Annotated in this window: 23 protein-coding genes; 12 read left to right on the plus strand and 11 right to left on the minus strand. The window is 63.2% G+C overall.

The annotated features are described in order from the left end of the window. The first annotated feature begins 53 nt into the window (after positions 1-53). The 6 genes from K9L28_03250 to K9L28_03275 all read left to right on the plus strand — a co-directional run bounded on the left by K9L28_03250 (position 54) and on the right by K9L28_03275 (position 6,939). On the plus strand, positions 54-1,004 hold the full coding sequence (locus K9L28_03250) for a TAXI family TRAP transporter solute-binding subunit (protein MCF7935347.1): 951 nt from the start codon (positions 54-56) through the stop codon (positions 1,002-1,004). 104 nt (positions 1,005-1,108) lie between these two features. Continuing rightward, positions 1,109-3,073 carry a TRAP transporter permease gene (locus K9L28_03255; GenBank protein MCF7935348.1) on the plus strand — a complete coding sequence of 655 codons (1,965 nt, stop codon included), beginning with the start codon at positions 1,109-1,111 and terminating at the stop codon, positions 3,071-3,073. Positions 3,074-3,126: 53 nt separating this feature from the next. Then, complete coding sequence (locus tag K9L28_03260; GenBank protein MCF7935349.1) at positions 3,127-3,789, plus strand: CoA transferase subunit A; 663 nt, start codon at positions 3,127-3,129, stop codon at positions 3,787-3,789. Next, positions 3,773-4,462, plus strand: a complete 690-nt coding sequence (locus K9L28_03265; protein ID MCF7935350.1) for a 3-oxoacid CoA-transferase subunit B — start codon at positions 3,773-3,775, stop codon at positions 4,460-4,462. Before K9L28_03260 ends, K9L28_03265 begins: the two co-directional genes overlap by 17 nt. After that, the gene (locus K9L28_03270; protein ID MCF7935351.1) at positions 4,459-5,643 is read left to right on the plus strand and encodes a thiolase family protein; all 1,185 of its coding nucleotides are present in this window, start codon (positions 4,459-4,461) and stop codon (positions 5,641-5,643) included. Before K9L28_03265 ends, K9L28_03270 begins: the two co-directional genes overlap by 4 nt. A gap of 129 nt (positions 5,644-5,772) precedes the next feature. After that, positions 5,773-6,939 carry a ribonuclease H-like domain-containing protein gene (locus K9L28_03275; GenBank protein ID MCF7935352.1) on the plus strand — a complete coding sequence of 389 codons (1,167 nt, stop codon included), beginning with the start codon at positions 5,773-5,775 and terminating at the stop codon, positions 6,937-6,939. Here K9L28_03275 and K9L28_03280 read toward each other — a convergent pair. From K9L28_03280 to pepF, 6 genes are all read right to left on the minus strand, one after another. Beyond that, positions 6,936-7,394 (minus strand): hypothetical protein, encoded by a 459-nt coding sequence (locus tag K9L28_03280; protein ID MCF7935353.1) that lies wholly within the window; start codon positions 7,392-7,394, stop codon positions 6,936-6,938. The two genes, K9L28_03275 and K9L28_03280, sit on opposite strands and share 4 nt — an antisense overlap. Positions 7,395-7,491: 97 nt before the next feature. Next, positions 7,492-9,012 (minus strand): circadian clock protein KaiC, encoded by a 1,521-nt coding sequence (gene kaiC / locus K9L28_03285; protein ID MCF7935354.1) that lies wholly within the window; start codon positions 9,010-9,012, stop codon positions 7,492-7,494. Next, positions 9,005-9,331: a circadian clock KaiB family protein gene (locus K9L28_03290; protein ID MCF7935355.1), complete on the minus strand. Its 327-nt coding sequence runs from the start codon at positions 9,329-9,331 to the stop codon at positions 9,005-9,007. Before K9L28_03290 ends, kaiC begins: the two co-directional genes overlap by 8 nt. Continuing rightward, on the minus strand, positions 9,324-10,958 hold the full coding sequence (locus tag K9L28_03295; GenBank protein ID MCF7935356.1) for a PAS domain-containing protein: 1,635 nt from the start codon (positions 10,956-10,958) through the stop codon (positions 9,324-9,326). Before K9L28_03295 ends, K9L28_03290 begins: the two co-directional genes overlap by 8 nt. A gap of 119 nt (positions 10,959-11,077) precedes the next feature. Then, on the minus strand, positions 11,078-12,001 hold the full coding sequence (locus K9L28_03300; GenBank protein ID MCF7935357.1) for a YitT family protein: 924 nt from the start codon (positions 11,999-12,001) through the stop codon (positions 11,078-11,080). Between the two features lie 32 nt (positions 12,002-12,033). Further along, on the minus strand, positions 12,034-13,911 hold the full coding sequence (gene pepF, locus K9L28_03305; protein ID MCF7935358.1) for an oligoendopeptidase F: 1,878 nt from the start codon (positions 13,909-13,911) through the stop codon (positions 12,034-12,036). A gap of 155 nt (positions 13,912-14,066) precedes the next feature. On the opposite strand from pepF, the gene K9L28_03310 reads away from it, so the two are divergent. After that, positions 14,067-14,558, plus strand: a complete 492-nt coding sequence (locus K9L28_03310; protein ID MCF7935359.1) for a hypothetical protein — start codon at positions 14,067-14,069, stop codon at positions 14,556-14,558. 34 nt (positions 14,559-14,592) lie between these two features. Here K9L28_03310 and K9L28_03315 read toward each other — a convergent pair whose 3' ends face one another. Together K9L28_03315 and K9L28_03320 are read right to left on the minus strand one after the other, a co-directional pair. Continuing rightward, the gene (locus K9L28_03315) at positions 14,593-14,802 is read right to left on the minus strand and encodes a DUF3343 domain-containing protein (protein ID MCF7935360.1); all 210 of its coding nucleotides are present in this window, start codon (positions 14,800-14,802) and stop codon (positions 14,593-14,595) included. A 98-nt stretch (positions 14,803-14,900) separates the two neighbouring features. After that, positions 14,901-15,323 (minus strand): J domain-containing protein, encoded by a 423-nt coding sequence (locus K9L28_03320; GenBank protein MCF7935361.1) that lies wholly within the window; start codon positions 15,321-15,323, stop codon positions 14,901-14,903. A gap of 276 nt (positions 15,324-15,599) precedes the next feature. Between K9L28_03320 and K9L28_03325 the strand changes: the two genes are divergently transcribed. The 3 genes from K9L28_03325 to K9L28_03335 are packed head-to-tail and all read left to right on the plus strand — an operon-like array spanning position 15,600 to position 17,981. Continuing rightward, positions 15,600-16,376, plus strand: a complete 777-nt coding sequence (locus tag K9L28_03325; protein MCF7935362.1) for an enoyl-CoA hydratase/isomerase family protein — start codon at positions 15,600-15,602, stop codon at positions 16,374-16,376. A gap of 2 nt (positions 16,377-16,378) precedes the next feature. Then, positions 16,379-17,176: a metal ABC transporter ATP-binding protein gene (locus tag K9L28_03330; protein MCF7935363.1), complete on the plus strand. Its 798-nt coding sequence runs from the start codon at positions 16,379-16,381 to the stop codon at positions 17,174-17,176. Further along, positions 17,169-17,981, plus strand: coding sequence for a metal ABC transporter permease (locus K9L28_03335; GenBank protein MCF7935364.1), 813 nt, complete (start codon positions 17,169-17,171; stop codon positions 17,979-17,981). The genes K9L28_03330 and K9L28_03335 overlap by 8 nt, the downstream gene beginning before the upstream one ends. Here K9L28_03335 and K9L28_03340 read toward each other — a convergent pair. From K9L28_03340 to K9L28_03350, 3 genes are all read right to left on the minus strand, one after another. Then, positions 17,978-19,249, minus strand: coding sequence for an ArsB/NhaD family transporter (locus K9L28_03340; GenBank protein MCF7935365.1), 1,272 nt, complete (start codon positions 19,247-19,249; stop codon positions 17,978-17,980). The two genes, K9L28_03335 and K9L28_03340, sit on opposite strands and share 4 nt — an antisense overlap. 224 nt (positions 19,250-19,473) lie before the next feature. Then, a complete protein-coding gene (locus tag K9L28_03345) occupies positions 19,474-21,267 on the minus strand; it encodes a ferrous iron transporter B (protein MCF7935366.1) in 1,794 nt (597 codons plus the stop codon). Continuing rightward, positions 21,264-21,509, minus strand: a complete 246-nt coding sequence (locus K9L28_03350) for a ferrous iron transport protein A (GenBank protein ID MCF7935367.1) — start codon at positions 21,507-21,509, stop codon at positions 21,264-21,266. Before K9L28_03350 ends, K9L28_03345 begins: the two co-directional genes overlap by 4 nt. Positions 21,510-21,981: 472 nt before the next feature. Between K9L28_03350 and ilvN the strand changes: the two genes are divergently transcribed. Both ilvN and ilvC read left to right on the plus strand, forming a co-directional pair. Further along, positions 21,982-22,485 carry an acetolactate synthase small subunit gene (gene ilvN / locus K9L28_03355; GenBank protein MCF7935368.1) on the plus strand — a complete coding sequence of 168 codons (504 nt, stop codon included), beginning with the start codon at positions 21,982-21,984 and terminating at the stop codon, positions 22,483-22,485. A gap of 41 nt (positions 22,486-22,526) precedes the next feature. Continuing rightward, positions 22,527-23,537, plus strand: a complete 1,011-nt coding sequence (gene ilvC, locus K9L28_03360) for a ketol-acid reductoisomerase (GenBank protein ID MCF7935369.1) — start codon at positions 22,527-22,529, stop codon at positions 23,535-23,537. Positions 23,538-23,655: the final 118 nt, after the last annotated feature.

Below are 23,655 nucleotides of genomic sequence, written 5' to 3' on the forward strand. Positions count from 1 at the left end.
GCAGGGGAAACAAATCGGCAGGAAGCAACAGAGGAAAGGGGAGTTGAACAGTAATGAAACGGTTGATGATTCTTGGAACAGTAGCGGCGGTGTTGACCTTTGCCTCCGTGGCCTTTGCCACGACCTTTATCACCATCGGTTCCGGCGGGGTGGGCGGTACCTACTATCCGCTCGGTGGTTCGATGGCCGAGGTATTGAGCAACGCCGATATCGGTGTGGACGCCACATCGCGCACCACGGCGGCGTCGAAGGAGAACTCCCGGCTGGTGGCCACCGACAGGGCCCAGCTCGGCATGGCCATGGGCAGCACGCTCTACCAGGCCTACAAAGGCACCGGCCCATTCAATCAGGCCCTGCCGCTGCGGATTCTCTTCAACATGTATCCCGCCCCCCAGCACATCCTCACCGTCAAGGGCAGCGGGATCGAGACCTTCGAGGACCTCAGGGGCAAGGACGTTTCCATCGGCGCCCCGGGCAGCGGCAACCAGGTGCTGACCCACATGATCCTCGACGCCGCGGGGATGGATCCCAAGGAGGACTTCAACGCAGCGCAGCTCACCCAGCCCGAGGCCGTCATGGCGCTGAAAGACGGCAACGTGGACGCCGTTTTCTGGAACTTCTCCGCACCGGGCTCGGCCGTCATGGATGTGGCCTCGGTCCGCAAGATCAAGTTCATCGATCTGCCCAGCGCCCTCGTGGACAAGATCGTGGAAACCAACCCCTTCCTGATGCCCTACACCATCACCCCGGACACCTATCCCGGCATGGAGGCCCCGGCCAAGACCATCGCCGACGGCAACTACATGATCGTCAACAAGGATATGGACAAGGACATGGCCTACAACCTGACCAAGGTGCTCATCGAAAACAGGGACAAGTTCATGGACGTCACCCAGCAGGCCAAGCACTTCGTGCCCGAGGAAGCCAGTAAGGGCATCATCCCCTTCCACCCCGGCGCGGCCAAGTACTTCGACGAGCAGGGCTACCCCTGCCCCACGAAATAGCTGATTCGGCAGAATGCAGCACTGAAGCGGGGGCTCGCGCAGCCCCCGCTTTTTTCCTCAGGCCAACGGAACAGGTGAGGTTGCATAACAAGGAGTGAGACGGAATGGACGAATACAAAGACACCTCGCAGCGGCAAGGGAAAGAGGAGGCAGCCCGTGCCAAAAAACTCCAGGAGGATATCGAACGGGGCAAGCGCCATCTCGAGGGATGGCAGTACTGGGTCATAGCAGGCCTGGCGATCGCCGCCTCCATCTTCCACCTCTACACGGGAGCCTTCGGCCTCTTCTTCGCCATGAAGCAGCGTTCCATCCACTGGATGCTCATGGGGAGCATCATCTTCCTCCTCTACCCTATCTCCAAAAAGCGTCCCCGCGACAGGATCGACATCTGGGACTGGGGAACCATGGCCATGTTTGTCTGGTGCTGCCTCTATATCCTCATCAACTGGACGGAAATCGCCAACCGGGCGGGCTTCGCCACCCAGACGGATGTCGTCCTGGGCACCATCATGATCATCCTCACCATCGACGCGACCCGGCGGACCGTAGGATGGCCGCTTCCCATCGTGGCGATCATCGCCCTCCTCTACGCCCTCTTCGGGCCTCATCTTCCGGGCATCCTCCGACATCCGGCCTTTCCTCTCTCCGAGCTTGCCCCCTACGAGTATCTCAGGACCGACGGCATCTTTGGGGTACCCTTAGGGGTTTCCGCCTCGTTCATCTTTCTTTTCGTACTCTTCGGAGCCTTTTTGCAGGTTTCCGGCGCCGGCCAGTTCTTCATCGACCTGGCCATGGCGCTCACCGGACGCACCAAGGGCGGGCCGGCCAAGGCCGCCGTGGTCTCCAGCGCCCTCATGGGAAGCGTCTCAGGCAGTTCTGTCGCCAATACGGTCACCACAGGATCCTTCACGATTCCGCTGATGAAAAGCGTGGGGTACCCGCCCTTCTTCGCCGGTGCGGTGGAAGCGGCCTCGTCGACGGGAGGCCAGATCCTTCCGCCGGTAATGGGCGCCGCCGCCTTCATCATGGCACAGTTTCTGGGGGTGGCCTACTGGAACATTGTCATCGCCGCGGCGATCCCGGCGCTGCTGTACTTCTTCTCCGTCTTCATGATGGTCCATTTCCGGGCGGGACGGGAAGGCATCATGGGCATGCCCAAGAGCAAGCTTCCCCGCGTAGGGTACACGCTCAAAAGGGGCTGGCATCTGCTCTTCCCCGTGATCATCCTGATCGTTTTCCTCGCCCTGGGATACTCGGCGATCAAGGCCGTCTTCTGGTCCATCGTCCTCCTGGTGGCCGCCAGCTGGCTGGGGCCCAGGGAAAACCGGGTGACCCCTCAAAAGGTCATGGAGGCGATGATCGAAGGCGGGATCGCCGCCGTGGAGGTCGCCGCAGCATGCGCCTGTTCGGGGCTGATCATCGGCGTCGTCGGGCTCACCGGTCTGGGACTGGCCTTCACCTCCTTTATCCTCAGCCTCTCCCAGGGGATCCTCTGGCTGGCCCTGATCCTGACGATGATAGCCTCCATCATCCTGGGTATGGGGCTTCCCACGACGGCCAAGTACATCATCCTCTCCACGCTGGCCGCCCCGGCTCTGAAGGAGCTGAATGTGCCGCTGCTGGCGGGGCACCTCTTTATCCTCTATTTCGGCGTCATCGCCGACGTCACACCGCCGGTGGCCCTGGCGGCCTACGCCGGAGCGGGTGTGGCCGGAGCGAACGCGATGAAAACGGGCTTCGCCGCCCTGGGGCTCGCGCTGGCAGGGTTCATCGTCCCCTTCATGTTCGTCTACAACCCGGCGCTGCTCTTCCAGGCCCCGCTTCTCAAGGTGCTCCTCTCTGTGGGTACGGCATTGCTGGGGGTGGTCGCACTGGCCGCCGCGGTCCAGGCCTTCTACATGCGCAAGCTCCATCTTGTAGAACGTCTCGTCCTTGCCGCAACGGCCATCGCCCTGATCAAACCGGGCTGGGTCACCGACCTCGTGGGACTGGCCATTCTCGTTGGGGCCTACTACATGCAGCGCGTGAAGCCCGCACCGGAAGAGAAACCCCACGAGTCATCCGAATAATACATACCTGTTGGAGGTGAGAGAACGTGGCAACAACAATCATCAAATCGGTCATGTCCCCAAAAGAAGCGATCACACATGTCAGGGACGGCCAGCGGATCATGGTGGGCGGCTTCAACTACGGCGGGATCCCCTACACCCTGGTGGACGCCCTGGTCGAGGCAGGGACCAGGCATCTGAGGCTCATCGCAAACGACACCGCCTATGAGGACGTAGGGCACGGGAAGCTGGTCTGCAACGGACAGGTGGACAGCGTCATTGCTTCCCACGTAGGACTCAACAAGACCACCGGCGCCCTCTATCATGAAGGGAAACTCGATCTCGAACTGTCCCCCCAGGGCACCTTTGCCGAGCGGATCCGAGCCGGCGGCTTCGGACTGGGAGGCATCCTGACCCCCACCGGCATCGGCACCGTCGTGGAAGAGGGCAAGGAAATCATCGAAGTGGACGGAAGAAAATACATCCTCGAGAAACCGCTGACCGCCGATGTGGCCCTGATCAAGGGACACAAGGCGGACAGGATGGGCAACCTGACCTACTTCGGGACCAATCAGAACTTCAACCCCGCCATGGCGACCGCCGCCGAACTGGTCATCGCCGAGGTGGACGCCATCCTTGAGGTAGGAGAGCTCGACCCCGTCGAAGTGGTCACACCGGGGATGCTTGTGGATATTCTTGTCGTAAAGGGGGATTCCTACTATGCTGCCAGAACTTGATAAAGATACCATCAGGAACCGCATCGCCCGTCGCATCGCACAGGAGTTCCACGACGGCCAGATCGTCAATCTCGGCATCGGGATCCCGACACTGGTTTCGGACTATATCCCCGAAGGCGTGCGGATCATCTTCCAGACCGAGAACGGGGCCGTCTGCGCCGGCCCGAAGCCGGAAGAACCGGACCTCCGTTTCATCGGTGCCGGAGGCAGGCCCCTTTCCATTCTGCCCGGCGGAGCCCTGATCCCCAGTGACCTCAGTTTCGGTCTCATCCGCGGCGGCCACCTGGATGCCACGGTGCTGGGCGCCCTGCAGGTGGACGAGAGCGCCGACCTCGCGAGCTGGATGGTGCCCGGCAAGCGGGTCCCCGGCATGGGCGGCTCCATGGATCTGGTCACCGGCGCCAAACGGGTGATCATCGCCACGACACATACCACCAAGAAGGGGGAGGCCAAGCTGATCCCGAAATGCACCTTCCCTCTCACCGGCATCGGCGTGGTGAGCATGGTGGTCACCGAATACTGCGTCATGCGCTTCCAGGAGGGCAAAATGGTGCTCACCGAGCTGGCGCCACAGGTCACCGTGGACGATCTGCGCGAGGTCACCGAAGCACGGTTCGAAACCGCCGACGAGGTCAAGACCATGCTTGCTGTCGAAGAGGAGGTCCACCAATGAGCAATGCCGTCATCGTCAGCGCCTGCAGAACGCCGGGAGGCAAGTACGGCGGCGGTCTGGCCGGCCTGAAGGCCACCGACCTGGGTGCCCTGGCGATCCGGGAATCCCTGCGCAGGGCAGGGGTGAGCGACGATGTGGTCGACGAGGTGGTCATGGGCAACGGATGGCAGGCCGGGGTGGGCGCCAATCCGGCGCGCATCGCCACCTACCGCTCGAGACTGCCGGTCTCCGTGCCCGCCTATACGGTGAACAAACGCTGCGGTTCCGGGCTGAAGGCCATCATGAACGCCGCCGACCGGGTGCGTCTCGGCGACATCGACCTGTCCGTCGCCGGCGGCATGGAAAGCGCCTCCAATGTCCCCTATCTGCTCGAGGAGGCCCGCTGGGGCCATCGGATGGGCGACAAGAAGACCTACGACGCCCTCCACCGCGACGGATTGATGTGCCCCCTGGCGGAGATGATGATGGGTGCCACGGCGGAGATCCTCGCCGAGGAGCACGACATCTCCCGGGAGGAGCAGGACGCCTTCGGCCTGCGGAGCCACCAGCGGGCGCTGGAAGCCATCGACAGCGGCGCCTTCGCAGAGGAGACCTTCCCCGTGACGGTCACGCTCCGCAAAAAAGGCGAGGTCACCATCGACACCGACGAGATCCCCCGCCGGAACACCTCCATGGAGAAGCTCGGGAGACTGCCCGTCCTGTTCAAGGAGAACGGCACCGTCACCGCGGGCACAAGCTCGGCGCTCTGCGACGCCGGCAGCGCCGTAACGGTCACCTCCCCGGAGTGGGCGAAGGGCAACGGTCTGGAGCCGATCGCCGAGATCCTGGCCTACGACTCCGGTGCCACCGAACCGGACCACATGGGGATGGGCCCCACTGTCGCCGTGCCGAAGGCCTTGGAGCGGGCCGGGCTTTCCCTTGAGGATATCGATCTGATCGAGCTCAACGAGGCCTTCGCCGCCCAGGTCCTGGCGGTGCACCGTGACATGCCCTTCGATATGGACCGCTGCAATGTCCACGGCGGGGCCATCGCTCTGGGACACCCCATCGGCGCAACGGGCGCCAAGATCCTCACCACCCTCTACTACGCCCTCAAACACTCCGACAGGGAGCTCGGTCTGGCCACCGCATGCATCGGCGGCGGTCAGGGCGTAGCCATGGTGATCCGGCGTCTCGTCTGACCGCCGATTCACGCTCCCATACCCGCAGGGCATCCGGCCTCCCGGCTGGATGCCCTGTGTTTCTTCCCTCATGTATAATGGCGGTGATTCTACAGATACGGCACGTTCAGACACCCTGGAGGGAAGACCATGGGGACCACCAGAAAGCGTCTCCGACGCATGCTCGGGGAGCCCGCCGCGGCACCTCACGCCCCGGAGGCCCCCGCCCCGCACAACCTGCCCACCGGTGAATGGCTCGACGAAGGCGTCTACGGCATGGAACAGAGCATCCCCGCAACGGCCTTCCCCTACCACAAGGAGCGAGAGCCGCTGCTCGGGCCCTGGGGCGAGGCCCTGCCGCCGCTCTTTATAGACCTCGAAACGACAGGGCTCGCCGGCGGGACAGGCACCTACGCCTTTCTCGCCGGCATCGGCTTCTTTCGGGAGGATCGCCTGGTGGTGCGCCAGCTCTTTCTCGCCACACCGGCAGCGGAGAGCCGGTGGCTGTCGCGCATCCTCCAGTCACTCCCCACGGAAACGGCGGGACTGGTCACCTACAACGGCAAGCGCTTCGATATCCCCCTGCTGGAGACCAGGCATATCCTCACCGGGGTGGGGTCCCCCTGGTACGGCATGGGGCACCTCGATCTTTTGCACATGGTTCGTCGACTCTGGAAAAAGGAGCTGGACTCCTGCTCGCTAGGCAACGTGGAACGGCATATCCTCGGGTTCCTCCGCAGCGGGGAGGACGTTCCGGGATGGGAGGTCCCCCAGCGCTACCACCATTTTCTGGAAACCGGCGACGCGGCTCCGCTGGAGGGTGTGTTCTATCACAATCGGGAAGACATCCTCTCGCTGGCCCGGATCCGCAGCCGGATCGCCGCACTGATGGAGGGTGACGCCACGTCTGCGGAGCATCTCTCCGCCGGCGACGCCTGGGCATCCCGGGGAGAGACGGAACGGGCCCGCCACCACTGGGAGCTCGCGATCCCCCGGGGAGAGGCGCACTGGCGCCTGGGGATGGCGGCCAAAGGGAACGGCACATGGGAACAGGCCGAGGGACACTTCCGGGAGGCCCGAAGGCAGGGAGAGCGTTATCTGGACTGCTGCGAGGAACTGGCAAAGATCTACGAGCACCGGCTGAAGGACATCGACCGGGCTCTTGCGGAAACAGAGGGGGCACTGAGACATCTGCGGAACCGCCGGGCTGTCCTGGGCCCTTCCTGGAAGCGACGGAGAGAGGCCTTCGAGCACCGTTCCAGACGTCTCCAGGGGAAGATGGGGAGCAACCGCACGCCGCTTGCCCAACCGGACTAACCGGCGCCGGAATCCCCGAATCCGAGCATCTCTACCGCTCTCTCGATGGCCGAGCGCTCCGGGTAGGACTTCCACTGGATCTCCTCCCGTGGACGGCGGTACTCGTAGATCTCGCGCCCCCGATCGTCCACATAGGCCACGATCATCTCGCAGTAGTGCCGTTTTTCGAGATCCACGGCCATGACGGTATAACGGGTGCTGAGGCCGGACAGATCGAGGTTTTCCCTGGCGGCACGCACCATCTCCCGGCGGACGAAGTCCGGGCGAAGCTCCTCTCTGAAGCTGATCCAGAGCTTGTCTGTCTTGGTATCGTAGGCGGAGGCCGAAGCCACCAGGTAGAGTGCGGCGCTCTCCTCGTTCTTCCCAAGCCTGACCAGCTGTTCGTCCTGTGCGGCAGAGGCCGTCCAGACCAGACTCAGAAGGAGCGCCAGGACAAGCATACATCGCATTCGCACACCTCACGCCTCCCTTCCGGCGCATGGCATCACAGAGGAGCGGGGCCGCCCGCTTCTGCCCCCTCCGTGCCGGTTTCGGGTCTGTGCCTCCGCGTGCCTAGATCCGGTCGTCGCCGAACATGTTCTGGAACCGTTCCATCTCCTCATGCTCCGTGTGACTCGGATTGCCGGCCAGGATCCCCACCACATTCCGGAAGGCCTCGCCGACATGCATCCCCTGGCTGTCAATGAGGAACTCCTTGATGTCCTTGTCGTGCTGGGAGCCGCGCATCTTCAGCGTGGTGATCCCCCGCCGCATCTCGCCGTAGAGCTCAACGTACCGGAGCAGAATGATCGTGTCGGTCAACGTGGAGATATGCCCCTCCGTCACGGAGGCCCCGCCGATCAGCGACGGCGATGTGGAGGTAAAGAGCCCGGTGATCTCCTGATGCTTGATAAAGGAGGTCAGGGCGATGACAAACTCGCGGTAGCCCTTTCTGGTCCCCACCCGCTCCAGTGCGGAGAGGCTGTCCACCGCAACACGGCTGGGCTGGAAGGTGTTCATGATATCCTTCATGATGATCAGGCGCTCCTCGAGACCCACCACCTCCGGATATTCACAGACCACCTTGAGCTTCCCTTCCTTTTCCAGCGCCTCAAAATCGTGCCCCCAGCCCCGGGCGTTGCGGAACAGCTGCTCCCGGCTCTCCTCAAAGGCGAAGAGCACACAGGGCTTCCCCCTGCTTGCCCCGTCGGAGATAAACTCGGTGACCATCAGGGTCTTGCCCGTTCCAGTGGCGCCCGAGACCAGGATCACCGAATCCTTGAAAAAGCCGCCGCCGCACATCTTGTCCAGTGCGGCGTTGCCGCTGGAGATCCGCTCGTCGGAGGAACGCTGGCGGAGCTCCATCGCCGAGATGGGCACCACCACAATCCCTTCGCCGCTGATAATGCTGAAGGGGAATTCGCCCTTCTGATGCTCCGTCCCCCGAAATTTGAGGATCTCCGCCGTTCTTCGGCGTTTCTCGCCCTCCAGATTGTTCCGGAGGATGACCACATTGTCGGCCACAAACTCCTCGATGCCGTAGCGGGTGATCTGGCCGTACTCGTCGGCCCGCTCGGCGGTGAGAACCGCGGTGACCCCCATATCCTTCAATACCCTGTGGAGACGGAAGAGCTCGTTCCGTATCGTTCTGGGGTCATCGAATCTCGTGAAGAGCGCCCCCAGGGAATCGATGGAGACACGTTTCGCGCCGGTCCTGGCGATAGCGTTTTCCACCCTCGCCAGGAAACCGCCGAGATCGAAGGCTCCACCCAGCTGGATATCCTGGGTCAGCTGCGGCGAGGCATCCACAAAGGCGAAGGTTCCCTGCCGCTCGTATGCCCTGAGATCCCAGCCCAGGGAGGCGACATTCCGGCTGATATCCTCGGGGGCCTCCTCGAAGGTGACCAGAACGCCGGGCTCGCCGTAATCGGCGATCCCCTTGACCACGAACTGACAGGCGAACAGCGTCTTGCAGCTCCCGGCGGTACCGGTAAAGAGCGTCGTGCGCCCCTGCGGCAGCCCTCCCTCCGCGATCAGGTCGAACCCCTGGATCCCGGTCTTCAGCTTGCCCATTTCCTGCGCCCTTTCAGTCATCGTTCTCACCTCTCTTTTCAGAACTGCTCCGCCCCCGACCGACATCGAGGATCTCGAGCACCCGGGGGATCTCTCCCAGATCGCCGATCACCCTCCGCTCCGGCTCCGGTCGAACCCGTATCAACGTCGGTGTCGCCAGTATCCGGTCCTGCTCGGCCAGCCAGGGCTGTTCGAGCACATCGACAATCTCCACGGTACACCGATCCTTGAGATAGACAGAACAGATATGATCCAGATTATCTACGGCTTTGCTGGAACGGGCCGTCATCCCCGTCACGAAGAGCTTCAGATGGATCTGCCGCTTCCCCTTCTCATCCATGCTCCTGCCCCCTCCCCTGGGAATCCCGGCCAGGAAGGGATACAGAGTGCCTCCGGTAAAAGAGCACCAGGTATCCCATCAGTTCAAGCGCCACAAGCCTGCTCTCCGCCATGTAGGCCATCCGTTTCGCCGGAGAGAGGTCCTGCTGCTGTACCTCCGCCAGGGCGCTGGTGTGGAGATCGGTAACATCCTTGGGACCCGCCCGGAGACCGCCGAGGCGGAATGCCAGCTCTCTGGTCCGCTCATCCTGCGGCGTCTCCGCATTCTTCACTCTACCCTTGAAATGATTGTCAAGCAGTTCGCGGTAGGTCGCCACAAGCTCGCGGAACGTCGTGGGGGACCGCCGCTTCATGGGCTCCTGACCGTAGCTCCGCGCCGTGTTCTGCGTCCCCCCACCGTACATGGAGTCCACGGCACCACGCTCCTGATCCAGCTCCCCGAAGGTTCCCACCCCTGTCGCCGTCTGGGGCTCCAGCACCGAAACCATTCCGTCAAACTCGCCGCGCTCGTCGTACAGGGGCGCGGCGCTGATCGAGAGCAGGAGCTGTCTGCCGTCACTCCTGGTGATGCTGTGGTAGATGCCGTAGAGAGGCTCCCCGGCCTTCCGGACCTGGACAAAGGGGAGCGATTCGTCTTCGAAGGCACCGCCCTCGGGGTCGGCGATCTGCCAGCGGTCGTCGTCATAGGTGCGTCTGGTGATATCCGCCCGGGCCAGTCCGAAGAGCTCCTCAGCCCTGGCGTTGGCGAAGACAATCCGCCCGTGTCTGTCAACCACCGTCATGGGAACCGGCACCAGCTCCATGACCTTCCCGCGCAGGGTGCGTTCGGACTCCAGATCCTCCGAGGCGCGGAGCCGCTCGAGCACCCGCCCGAGACGCTCGGTGGCCGCCGCAACGACCCGTCGCTCCCGCTCGCGGAAGCACTCTTCCGCAGCCCCCTCCACCTGTGGGGCTGCGCTCCCGTAGCCCACGGAGACACGCCCCTCCCGTTTCCCGTCCACAACCAGCGGCATCCCGATCGACGGCCCCCGGCTCTCGGGTTTCCCTCTTTTGTAGAAGGTCCCCAGGGGATACTCGATAGAAGCCCAGGCCCGGTCACTGTACTGCAGCACCGAAGGGAGACGGTTCACCGTACCGCGCAGCAGCCCGGGCACATCGATGCCGGGCTGCTGCACCAGTTCGGCAAATTCGATAAAGAATCGCGTCTGTCGGTCGCGGAAGGCCAGCTCTTCCTTGCAGGACACCTCGTCAAAGCCGCTCCGGGAGGGCTGCGCCGAGAGGAGGGCGGCCAGAAAATACGGGATGGCCGGGAGATGGGCTTCCGGAAAGAAATGGAGCGCCCCTTCACCCTGCATGGGTGGAGAGGCGCCGTCCCGAAAGAGAGCCACCACGGGGCATTTGCTTCCGGCAAGCTGCCTGCGCTCCCCCGGACCCCGCACAAGCGAGGCGTCAAAGATGATCACATCACCGCGCTCTCCGCAGGGGAACGCTTCGTTTCCGTGGATGTCTTCTATGACGGAAGAAGAGACGCTTGCGTCTTCGGCGTACCTTCGGATTGCGTCGACGGTTTCGTCAAGCCATCCGCCGTGGGATCCGAAAACGTGGATCCTCTCAATCTTTCCCAGCATACACACCCCTCCTCCGGCCACACAGAGACCGCGCCGGAGCGGTTGTTCTCCGCGTATTGCAGCGATTGTACCGGCGTGATAGCAAATTGTCTATACCCGACGATGTACAGACGCCCTCGTCACCGCCTCGCTGCCGCGTTCCTGCCGCGCGAGCCGCGCGGAACGCTCCCGAAGGACTTGAACCCTCTGCCCAGAACCTCCGAGGCATCGGAGACCACCACAAAGGCCCCGGGATCGCCCTCGGCCAGAAAGTGTTTGAGATCCATGGTCTGCCGTGGGGTCAGAAGGGTCAGCAGCACCGGCCGAGGCTCGTTGGAGTAGCCCCCTTCTCCGTGGAGTACGGTCACCCCACGTTTGAGGGTATCCATGATGTAGCCCCGCACCGTCTCCATCCGGCTGGAGATGATCATCACCTGCTTCCGACGGTCGAAGGAACGGAGCACGGCGTCGATGGTGATCCCCGAGATGTAGATCATCATTCCGCCGTAGACGGCGCGCTCTACCCCCACCAGCCATACGGCCAGGAGAAGCACCGAGGAGTTGAGGTAGAAGCTCCAGATCCCCACTTCAAGACCGTAGCGCTGTCTGAGGGCCATCACGATGACACTCACCCCTCCGGGGGAGCCGCCGACCCGGAAGATCAACCCCACACCGAATCCCACCAGACCCCCGGCGAGGACCACCACCAGCAGTTTGTCCTCCATCACCGGGTGGGGCATACGCTCCAGAAGCTTCAGAAGGACCGCCATCAGGGCCACCGCATAGGCCGAGAGCGCCGCAAAACGGGCGGAGAGCCCCCGCCAGGCCCAGGCAAGGAGCAGGGCATTGGCACCACCGATCACCCAGGCCGGAGAGATGCCGAAGACATAGTTGGAGAGCACCGCCAGACCGTTCACGCCGGCGGCCGGAAGCTGCATGGGCATGAGCAGCGTCAGATAGCCCGCGGCCACCAGAACGACCCCCACCGTGATCGCGGCAAGGTTCTTCCATTCCGCCCTGCACCACACCGGGAGACGCCGGCGAATCCGTCGCAGTACCCGCATGAGAAGACCTCCTCCACCGGACAACGGGCGCCTCAGTTGATCCCCAGAAGCTGCTCGAACCGGTCGAGGCGCTGCGCAAAGAGATCGAAGGTGGCCTCCAGCGGCTTCGGCGTGGTCATGTCCACGCCGGCGTCACGCAACTGGTTGATGGGGTAGTCCGACCGCCCCTTCCGGAGGAAGGCGAGGTACCGTTCTCCGGCCTCCTCCCCCTCTTCCAGGATCGCCCGGGAAAGGGACGTCGCCGCCGCAAGCCCCGTGGCGTACTGGTAGACATAGAATCCGGCGTAGAAATGGGGGATGCGGGCCCACTCCACCTCGATCCCGTCGTCCATCACGACGGCCTCGCCGTAGTAGCTCTTCTTGAGCTCCAGCCAGAGATCGCTGAAGGTCTGCGCCGTCAGAGGCTGCTGCTGTTCGGCCATTCGGTGTACGGCCAGCTCGAATTCGGCGAAGAGCAGCTGCCGGAAGACGGTGGTCCGCACCTGCTCCAGACCGTAGTGGAGCAGATAGAGCTCCTGCTGCGGATCGGTGGTGGTCGCCAGGAGATGCCGGAGCAGCAGCGCCTCGTTGGTCGTGGAGGCCACCTCGGCGACAAAGATCTCGTGGCCCGCATAGAGATGAGGCTGGGATTCCTGGGTGTGCCGGCTGTGGGCGGCATGCCCCAGCTCGTGGGCCAGGGTGAAGACATCCCGGAGGGTGGCATTGTAATTGAGGAGCACAAAGGGGTGGACGCCGTAGACATCCATGGAATAGGCGCCGCCCCGTTTGCCCCTGTTCTCGTAGACATCGATCCAGCCCCCGTCGAAGGCCTGCTCCAGCAGCCTCTGGTAAGAGACGCCAAGCGGGGAAAGGGCCTTGACCACGGTCTCTCTGGCCCGATCATAGGGTATGACGCTCTCCGGTTCCGGGACAACGGGGGTATAGAGATCGTAGATATGCATCTCCTCGAGCCGGAGTGCTTTCCTCTTGAGTTCCACGTAGCGCTGCAGCTGGTGGAGGTGACCATGGACGCCTTCCAGGGCGCTGTGGTACACCGCTTCGGGGATGCGGTTGGGGTAGAGCGCCGCTTCCAGCGAGGAACGGTAGCCCCGCAGGTCCGCGTCTACGGCGTCGTGCTTGACGCTTCCGGCCAGGGTGGCCCCCAGGGTGTTCCGCACCCCCCGATAGGTGGTAAAGAGCCCTTCGAAGGCCTCCCGCCGGACCCGACGCTCCGGAGAGAGCAGGAAGCGGGAAAAGCGCTCCTCGGTAAGACGCACCTCCCGCCCCTCCTCGTCGCGGATCAGGGGAAAGGTCAGATCGGCGTTGGTGAGCATGCTGAAGGCCGTCTCCGGCACATGGGTGACACTGCCCAGTCTGGCCAGCAGTTGTTCTTCCCGCCCGGAGAGCACATGGGGTTTCACCCGGAGCAGCTGCTCCATGGCAAAGCGGAAGGGCGCCAGGGCTTCCGCTTCGAGATGTGCCTGAAGCTGTTCCTCCGGAATGGAGAGGATCTCCGGGCTGATAAAGGAGACAGTGCTCTCGAAACGCACGGCGCATTCCGTGGCCCGGTCTTCAAGCCCCTGGCAGTGGGCATCGCCGGTGTTTTCGTGGCTCCTGAGCGAGGCGTAGGCACAGACCCGCCCGAGCTGTTCCTCTGCTTCGTCCTCCAGGCGCAGACAGGCGGCGAGCGTCGCCGCCGAGGCCGCCAGCGAACCCTGGTATCCCTCGATCTCCCGTCCTTTGCGGTCCACCTCTTCCAGGGCCCTCTCCCAGGACACCTCGTCGGGGAAGATATCCCCGGGGCGCCACATGAATTCCGGATCCAATTCGTGCCGTTCCGGCAGCTCTCCCGCCGCGCCATCCCCTTCGGCGGAGCGGCACAGCCGCCGTAGCGACGGTGTTTCCATGCCTCCTCTGTATCTGGAGTGCATCGATCTTCCTCCTCTCATCGCCCCTCTGCCGCCGCTGTCGCACACTCCGGCACTCTCTGTTTGACAGCCCGGGAAGAAGGGCGTACAGTACGTGCAGGGTTTTCCAGGGCATCACTTCATCATGATCTCCAACCCGGAGAGGTCCGGTGGTCGGTATGACCGATCGAATAGCAGAGATCCACAAGGAGGAGCAAGTACAGCTGCAGGGCAGCGAGGGACTGCCCCTCCTCTGTCGTCTCCAGGCGGAGCTTTCCAGACTGTTCGATACCAGTGCGCCCCGTGACATCGCCCCGGAGCGCGGCCGGCCACAGGGCAACACCCTGCACCACGCCGGCAAGGCGCCGCCTCCATCCGGCCGAGGGTTCGGGACAACCACGTCGCAGACATCCCCTCCACCGAAAGCGCCGACGCATTCCGCGGCATCCCGGGTGGAGGCCGACAAGGCCCAGAGGGCCCTGGAGGCCTACCTTGCGGGCCACAGCATCGATGTAGAATGGCGATACTTCAGCGATATCCGGAAAGCCCAGGTGCGCTTCAAGGACAGGCGCACCGGTCGGGTCATCCTCAATATGCCCTACGACGAGGTGATCAACCACTTCCTCAAGATGGCCGAACTGGAGGGCATCATCCTCCGCTGCCGGGGCTAGGCACACCATTTCCGCACCCAAACCCCACACGTCATCAATGGTAGGCGTGGACCTCCACATTGTGCTCCGCCATCAGCCTCTTGATGCGCTCCTCTTCCCCCTTTGGGTAGAAGCAGGCCAATCCGCAGCTCGCCGCCAGCTCCCGCGGAACGGGGATCACGTTGACCTCGATCCCCGCTTCTTCACAGACCTTCTGAAATTGCATCACCATGTGATTGCTGTCAAAGGTGGCAATGCCGAACATATCCAGTCCCCCACAACGGACCGCCCGGAATCGCCGCTTCCGGGCGGTCCTCTCGTCATTCCAACAGGCCCCACCGGTCAGAGGGTCTGCCCCGCCGTTCAGGCCAGGCCGCGCACCCTGCGGATCTCCTCGTAGGCCTGCTTGACCTCCTCGAAACGCTCACTGGCGAGCCGGACAAACTCCTCGTCCAGCTCCAGCCCGATAAACCGATCGGGGTGGTACTTCGACACCAGTTGCCGGTACCGTTTCTTGATCACCTCATCGGAATCGCCGGGGCTGCATCGCAGCACCACATAGGGATCACGTCTGCTCCGGGATCCGAAGCCTCCCTCAGCCCGGCCCCCTGCGTAGTCCCGATTACCTCCGTTTCCATCCCGCCGGCCTCCATTTCCGCTCTGACGCTGTTCCTTCCAGTACCTCTGGGAGGTGGTGCTGTAGAGAAAACGACGGAAGAGATGCATCAGAAGCGCAAAGAGGAGTACAGGGAGGATCATCCGGAAGATGCTGAAGACAAGAGCCATTCCATCTCTCCTCCCGTTCCAGGAAACACCTGGAACGCAATACGACATACCTACAGGTTTCGAAAGCGACACGCTGCTTTTCCCTCCGGCGTACCGAGCAGAATCGACGCTCCGTCCGCCGGAAGGGCACGAAAGTAGCGCACTTCCTAAAGGATAATGATATCATATTTATGGCCCCTCCTCCGCCGGAAGGGGACAAGAAACGAAGAGGCCCCTCTTTCCGGAGACACTCCGTAAGGAGGTCCTCCAACAATCGGTACGGAAAGGAGCATAACAATGCCGGAACAGGAGATCCTCACCCAGCGCAGCGAGCATGTCGGATACATCACCCTCAATCGCCCGAAAGCCATGAACACCTTCACGCCATCCTTCGCCCTTGCCCTGGATCGGGCACTCCGGGAATTCGACGAGGACCGGGATATCCGGGCGGTGGTCGTCAAGGCCGCCGGGAAACACTTCTCCACGGGCATCGACCTCAAGGCCTTCAACGGGAAGAGCCACGGCGAGATCCGGGAGCTTATCCGTCTCATGGATCTGCACAACCATCGGATCCCCGCCATGACAACGCCGGTCATCGCCTCCGTGCAGGGCTACGCACTGGCCAACGGCGCCGGCCTCTGCTGCACCACCGACTTTGTTGTGGCCGCCGAGGGCGCCGCCTTCGGCACCACAGCGATCAACGTCGGGCTGATCTGCCTCGAACCGGGGATCCAGCTGATGCGAACCGTGGGGCGCAAGAAGGCGCTGGAGATGGTGCTCACGGGCAGGATGATCCCGGCAGAGGAGGCCCGCGACCTGGGCATCGTCAATGAAGTGGTGCCGGCAGAGCAGCTCGAGGAGGCCACAGAGGACTTCGCCCGGAAGCTGGCAGCCAAGAGCCCTCTGGCGATCGCCGCCGGGAAACGGGGCCTCTACGCCACGGAGAACATGCCGCTGGACCAGGCCATCGAGTACGCCGGGGAACTCTTCGCCGGGCTGGCCGCCACCGAGGACGCCGGAGAGGGGATCGCAGCCTTTCTCGAGAAACGCACCCCCCAGTGGAAGGGAGAGTAGCCGTGGACGCCTCCCCGGCACCGGCCATCCGGTTTCAGGGGGTTTCCTTCGCCTATCGGCGTGTCCCCGTGCTGGAGGGGATCACCTTTACCGTCCCGCAGGGCGAGTTCCTCACCCTGATCGGACCCAACGGCGGCGGCAAGACCACCATTCTCAAGCTCATGCTGGGCCTACTGACGCCGCAGTCGGGATCGGTCGAGGTGCTTGGCCGCTCCCCCTCCCAGGTCTCCGGCCGGGTGGGCTATGTCCCCCAGGATCCGGGGAGAAACCAGAACCTCCCTGTCTCCGTGATGGATGTGGTCCTCATGGGGCGGATCTCCAGGGGAAAACGGCGGCGCATCGCCGACGGCGACAGGGAGAAAGCGGAAGCGGCGCTCGATAAGGTCGAGATGGGCCATCGGCGCAACGAGCGGATGGGCGAGCTCTCCCAGGGACAGCGGCAGCGGGTGCTCATCGCCCGCGCACTGGCCTCGGAACCGTCGCTGCTTCTCCTGGACGAACCGACGGCCAGCACCGACCCCAACACCAAGGAAGCCTTCCACGCCCTCCTGGGGGAGATGCAACGGGAGATGACCATTGTGCTGGTCAGCCACGACGTGACCGTGATCTCCTCCAACGCCACCGCCGTGGCCTGTGTGAACCGGACGCTCTACTACCACGATTCGGCGGAGCTCGAATCGGGAATGATCCAGCGCGCCTACGGCGCCTGCCCCGTGGAGATCATCGCCCACGGCATGCCCCACCGGGTTCTGGCGCCCCACAATCATCCGCAGAGTGCGGGACGTGGCGCCCATGCTTGAAGCGCTGCAGTTCGAATTCATGCAGAACGCCCTCTGGGCGGCGCTGCTGGCCAGCATTCTCTGCGGAATCATCGGGACGGTGATCGTGGTCAAGCGGATGGTGATCCTCGCAGGCGGTGTGGCCCACGCCGCCTACGGCGGGGTGGGGCTGGCCGTCTTTCTGGGCATCTCTCCGCAGCTGGGGGCCATGGGGTTCTCCATGATCATGGCGCTGCTCATGTCATGGGTGATCTGGTCCGACGAATCCCGCTCCGACACGGTGATCGGGATCATCTGGGCGCTGGGGATGGCTCTGGGGGTGGTCTTCACCGACATCACGCCAGGATACGGCGTCGACCTGATGAGCTATCTCTTCGGCAGTATCCTCACCGTCACCAGAGCCGATCTGTACATCATGGCCGCCGTCGCAGCAATCAGCACCCTGGCGGTGGTGCTCTACTACCGGCCGCTGCTGGCCTTTGTCTACGACGAGGAATTCGCCTGGACCAGAGGGATCCCCGTCAAGACCGTCCACCTGCTGCTGGTGGTGCTGCTCTCGCTCTCGGTGGTGCTGATCATCCGTATCGTAGGGCTGATCCTGGTGATCGCTCTGGTATCCATCCCGCCGCATATGGCGGAGGGATGGTCCCGCTCCCTCGGCGGCATGATGGTCATCGCCGCCCTGCTCAGCGCGGTCTTCACACTGGGGGGGCTCTGGATGGCCTACAGCTTCAACCTCACCTCGGGAGCGACGATCATCCTCTTCGCCGCCACAGCCTACTTCGCCAACCGGCTGGTGACAGCGGCGCTCCGTCGGAGAAGCTAGACATAGCGGAAGAGGACATAGAGCGTGGCGACCCCCAGGGTCGCCGCCATCATGGGCGCCCCGAACCGGAGGTAACGCTGGAAGGTGAGGCGGACGCCGCCCTTCTCGGCGATGCCGGCCATCACCAGGTTGGCCGACGCGCCGACCAGGGTGGCGTTGCCGCCCAGACAGGCTCCGAGCGCCAGGGACCACCAGAGCCCCTCGGCGTGGATGCCCGGGAGGGTGCCGATATGCTCCACCAGCGGGATCACCGCCGCCGTGTAGGGAACGTTGTCCACAATGGCCGACAGGATTCCCGATCCCCAGACCAGCAGCACACTCAGGATCCCCTGATTGGGCCCCACCACCCGGATCATCGCCTCGGCGGCCATCCGGATCAGGCCGAGATGCTCCAGGGTCCCCACCAGCATGAAGAGAGAGGAGAAAAAGAGGATGGTCACCCAGTCGACCTCCTTGACCATCTCCTCCACATCTACGGGACAGAGGATCAGACCGAGCGTGGCGCCCGAAAGGGCGATGGTGGCCGCCTCGATACCGAAGAAACCATGGACGAGAAAGGCCGCCAGGACAAGCCCCAGCACCAGAAGGATCCGCGGGGCGATCCGCGGGTCGCCCCGCCGCTCCGGCGTGTGGAAGGCCTCGGCACGCTCCCGCCGTTCCTCTGTCGGTTTGAGATCCTTGCCGTACCAGAGATAGAGCAACCCGTACATCACCCCCATACAGACCACCACGACCGGGCCCAGGTTGGTCACGAAATCCATGAAGGAAAGCCCCGCCGCCGAACCGATGAGAATATTGGGCGGATCGCCGATGAGTGTCGCCGTACCGCCGATATTGGAAGAAAAGATCTCGGCGAAGACAAAGGGATCGGGGTCCACATCGAAGACCTCGGCCACGGCAAAGGCCAGCGGTCCCACCAGAAGGATGGTGGTCACATTGTCCAGCAGCCCCGAGGTCACCGCCGTGATCGCCGACAGCAGCACCAGGGCGAACCAGGGATTCCCCCGGCTGACCCGCACCGCCGTGATGGCCACCCGCTGGATCAGCCCGGTCTTGCGGACAATGCCCACAAGCAGCATCATCCCCAGCAGGAGACCGATGGTATTGAAATCGATAAAGGAAAAGAGACGGGACTGTTCGATGATCTGGAGCAAAAGCACTCCGGAGATGCCGAGCATCGCCGCCTTCAGGCGGTGGAGACGCTCCGTTACGATGAAGGTGTAGGTTACGATGAAGACCGCGAGCGCGATCCACTGGGGGCCGTGCACGAAAACCACCTCTTTGTCACGGGGTCCGGCACGCCGGCACAGCACAGGACGTGTCGAGCTCGTTGGGATAGGATCTCTGTCCAGGCAGATATCTTCCCACAGAGCCGCGACACGTCAATAGCCACATTGCACACACTATTCGGAATTCACGCCTTCCGGCGCAATTTGCTCTCATTCGTTACCAATTGGTTACCGAATCGACAGCAACGCCACCCTCAGGGCCCTCAGGCCACCAGCTGGAAGATCCCGTTGAGGATCCCCCCAGCTACCAGAGCCGTGGCCACCATAATGAGGATGCTGCCGGCAAGCCGCCTGACGCCCAGTTCCCGCCAGAGCACCACAAAGGTGGCGATGCAGGGGAAGGTCATGGCCAGGGTCACCACGGCGACCACCAGCTGCTGGGGGGTAAGCCCCAGGGGCACCAGCATTCCTACGGCCACGTCCTTCCGGAGGATCCCCAGCAGGATCGGCCCCGCCGCCTCGGGAGGCAGGCCAAGCAGCGTTTCGAAAAGCGGTGCCAGCGACGAAGCGATCACCGCCATGGCCCCGCTGCCGTAGAGCAGATTGACGATCACGATCCCCACCAGCACCAGAGGCACCGCCTCCTCCACAAAGCCCCGCACCCGGAACCAGAGCTTGAGCCCCAGGCTGCGGAAGGAGGGCAGCCGATAGGGGGGGATCTCCACCACCAGCTCCGGGCTGTACCCCGGCAGTACGCTGTGCAGCAACCGGCCCAGCACGACCCAGGTGACGGCCATGGAGAGATAGACCAGCAGGATCAGGCCCATACCGTAATCGCCCACCACCCCGACGATCATCGCCTGCAGACCGGCACAGGGAACAGCCACGGAGATCAGCGTGGCCGCAATGAACCGCTCCCGGGCCGACTCCAGCACCCTGGTGGCCATGACCCCGGGAACATTGCAGCCCAGCCCCAGCAGCGACGGGACGATAGCAAAACCGTGGAGACCCACGCGGTGCATCAGGGAATCGAAGATCACCGCCAGCCGCGGCAGATAGCCTACGTCCTCGAGGATGCTCAGCACGCTGTAGAAGGCGACGATATAGGGAAGCACCATCACCAGAGGGACATAGAGCCCTGTGGTGAGAAGACCGAAACTCTGCTCGAAATCGATAGCCCCATCGAAGAGCGTGCCGATGACCAGCTGATGCAGCCAGGGGGTCTCGGCGAGGGCCGCCGAGACCCCCTGCAGCAGCGGCAGATAGACACCCGAAAAAAGCGGGTCCAGGAGATAGGTGATCAACCCCTCGCCGATCTGCCGGATGACAAACCAGCTCCCCGCCAGAACGGCCACGCCGAGCAGGGCGCCCCAGACCTGATGGACACTGATGTCCTCCAAATGGTCCCGGAAGGTGTGCTGTTTCCTGGTCACCTGCTGCACATCGGTGACGATCGCACCGACCGCTTTCCAGCGTTCCTCCTTGCCCATGGGCTCCCACGTCGGCACCGGCGGTGACGACAAGGTCTCCACGAGGTTCCGGATCCCCTCGCCCGTCACGGCCACCGTCGGGACCACGGGGACACCGAGCCTGGCGGCCAGGGCCTCCACATCGATTTCCACACCCTGATGCCGCGCCTCGTCCACCATGTTGAGCGCCACCACCGTCGGCTGCCTCCGCTCCAGCACCTGCAGCCCGAGATAGAGGTTCCGCTCCAGCGCCGTGGCGTCCAGCACCAGGATGATCACGTCGGCGCCTTCGTCGATGATCCGTCCGGCCACCTCCTCCGCTTCGTTGATGGGATCCAGCGAATAGGCGCCGGGCACATCGACAAGATGGTAGCAGGCATCCTGGAAGGCCAGCCGTCCTTCCGCAAAGGAGACCGTGGTCCCCGGATAGTTCGAGGAGAGGGCGTGGACACCGGTGAGGTGGGTGAAGAGCACGCTCTTCCCGACATTGGGGTTGCCCACCAGCAGGGCCCGACCATTGCAGTCTCTGGGGATCCCCCCGGCGGCGCAGTGTCCCCCTCGGCCGTGGCATCCTCCGCAGTGTTTCATGCGCTCTCCAGTCCCTCCCTGATCACGGATACCTCCACCCGCCCGGCGGCGCCGTGGCCGATGGCGATCTGCCGACCATCCAGCAAAAGGGTTGTGGGCCCCCGGAAGGGCATCCCCGATACCTTGGTTATCGTTTTCCCGACCCGGAGCCCCAGGGCCTCGAGCCGCAACCTGCACTGCCCGCCGGGCAGGGAGGTGACTGTCGCAACACTGCCCTTTGGAATATCGCGAATTGTGGACATTTATCGTACGCTCCTCGCTGTGGCGTCAAAAGTTTGTACAGCCAAACTAATCGTACTCCCCTGCGTATCCCACTGTCAACACCAAACCGCGCGGATATCTCCAAAATAGATTCTATTCGATTCAAAATTCTGAAAACATCCGTTCCGCCGCACTCTTGCGGCGTTATTGTAACAATTCGAACGAAAACGGCACACCGTCATTGACAGTACGACAGAGCGCCGATAGAATAGCTGCCAACATTCTTCGACACCGACGACGGAATATCGAGAGGGGGAAACCAGATGCGGGGAACAGATAGCATTTCCATTCCAACCACGCTGTCCGTCCTTATTATTGTACTCCTTCTTCGCTGCGGGTCCCCTCCCGGAGCGCTCGTCGGCGTTTGAGCACGGGCACTTCGAGACCGGGACCCGCACTTGTCGGGCCCCGGTCTTTTTTTTATCTTTCGGTCACATTGAGGGAGGGAGAGCGGTGCAACATACGATCAGCATCTTGGTGGAGGACCATCCCGGCGTGCTGTCACGCCTGGCAAGCCTTGTCTCCAGGAGGGGCTACAACGTCCACAGCCTCAGCGTCGGGAACACCGCCCAGAAGGGCATGTCGCGATTCACACTTGTCGTCGACGGGGACGAGGCCGTTGTCGACCAGATCGTCAAGCAGATCAGCAAGCTCGTGGAAACCGTAGAGGTCAAGGACCTCAGCAAAGGTACCTTTGTGGAGCGCTGGATGATGCTGATCAAGGTCCGCGCGCCGATGGACGTGCGACCCCATGTCCTGCAGACCGCGGAGGTCTTCCGCTGCCGTGTGGTGGATATGGGCGGCGACGCCGTCATCCTGGAGGTCACGGGAGACCGAGGCAAGATGAGCGCCTTTCTGGAAGCCGTCAGACCCTTCGGCATCCTGGAGGTGGCCAGCAGCGGTTCCGTCGCGATGGGACGAACGGGTTTCCCGGGCAACGGGGAATCCGATTCGTAACACCTAAAGACACAGAAAACAGAAGGAGGAGGAACAAAACGATGAAACAGGTGCTCTACGACAAGGATGCAAAACTAGGTGTCCTCAAAGACAAAACAATCGCCGTCCTCGGCTACGGCAGTCAGGGACACGCCCATGCCCAGAACCTCAAGGAGAGCGGTTTCAACGCCATCGTGGGGCTCAACGAGGGGAGCTCATCCCGAGCCAAGGCCGAACAGGACGGGCTGGCTGTCTTCACTATGGAGGAAGCCACGGCAAAGGCCGACGTCGTGATGCTGCTCATGCCGGACCACATCCAGCGGGAGGTCTTCGAGGAGAAGGTCAGGCCCAATCTCAAGCCCGGGGCCGCCATCGGTACCGCCCACGGCTTCACCGTCCACTACCACCAGGTGGAGCCGCCGGCGAACACGGATGTCTTCATGGTAGCCCCCAAGGGCCCCGGCCACCTGGTACGCCGCATGTACACCGAAGAAAAGGGTGTTCCCGGGCTGCTCGCCGTCTACCAGGACAACAGCGGCCAGGCCTTCGACATCGGCCTGGCCTACGCCTCGGGCATCGGCTGCGGCCGGGCGGGCATCATCACCACCACCTTCGCCGAGGAGACCGAAACGGACCTCTTCGGCGAGCAGGCCGTGCTCTGCGGCGGCGTGACGGAACTGGTGAAGGCCGGATTCGAAACCCTCGTGGCCGCCGGCTACCAGCCGGAGATCGCCTACTTCGAATGCCTCAACGAGCTGAAGCTCATCGTTGACATGATGTACGAAGGCGGCCTCTCCTGGATGCGCTACTCCATCAGCGACACGGCGGAGTACGGCGACCTCACCGCCGGTCCCCAGGTCATCGACGAGGATGTCCGGGAAACCATGCAGTGCCTTCTGGACCGTGTGCAGGACGGATCCTTCGCCAAGGACTGGATCCTCGAAAACCAGACCGGCCGCCCCAGGATGAAGCTCTGGCGCAAGCGGGAACGCTCCCAGCAGCTCGAAGAGGTGGGACGCGGACTCCGCGAGATGATGCCCTGGCTGGACGCCAAGGAGGCCCCGGAGCAGTAGAACCGTCTGCGACAGGGCCCGTCCCCACGGGCCCTGTTCGGTGAGAGAGAAACGAGACAGAGAGCTCCGCTCAGGGCCGCACATCCCGGAAGAGATCACCAGCGGAGCAGAGCGGTTC

The sequence above is a fragment of the Synergistales bacterium genome, from assembly GCA_021736445.1.
Classification (GTDB): Bacteria; Synergistota; Synergistia; order Synergistales; family Aminiphilaceae; genus JAIPGA01.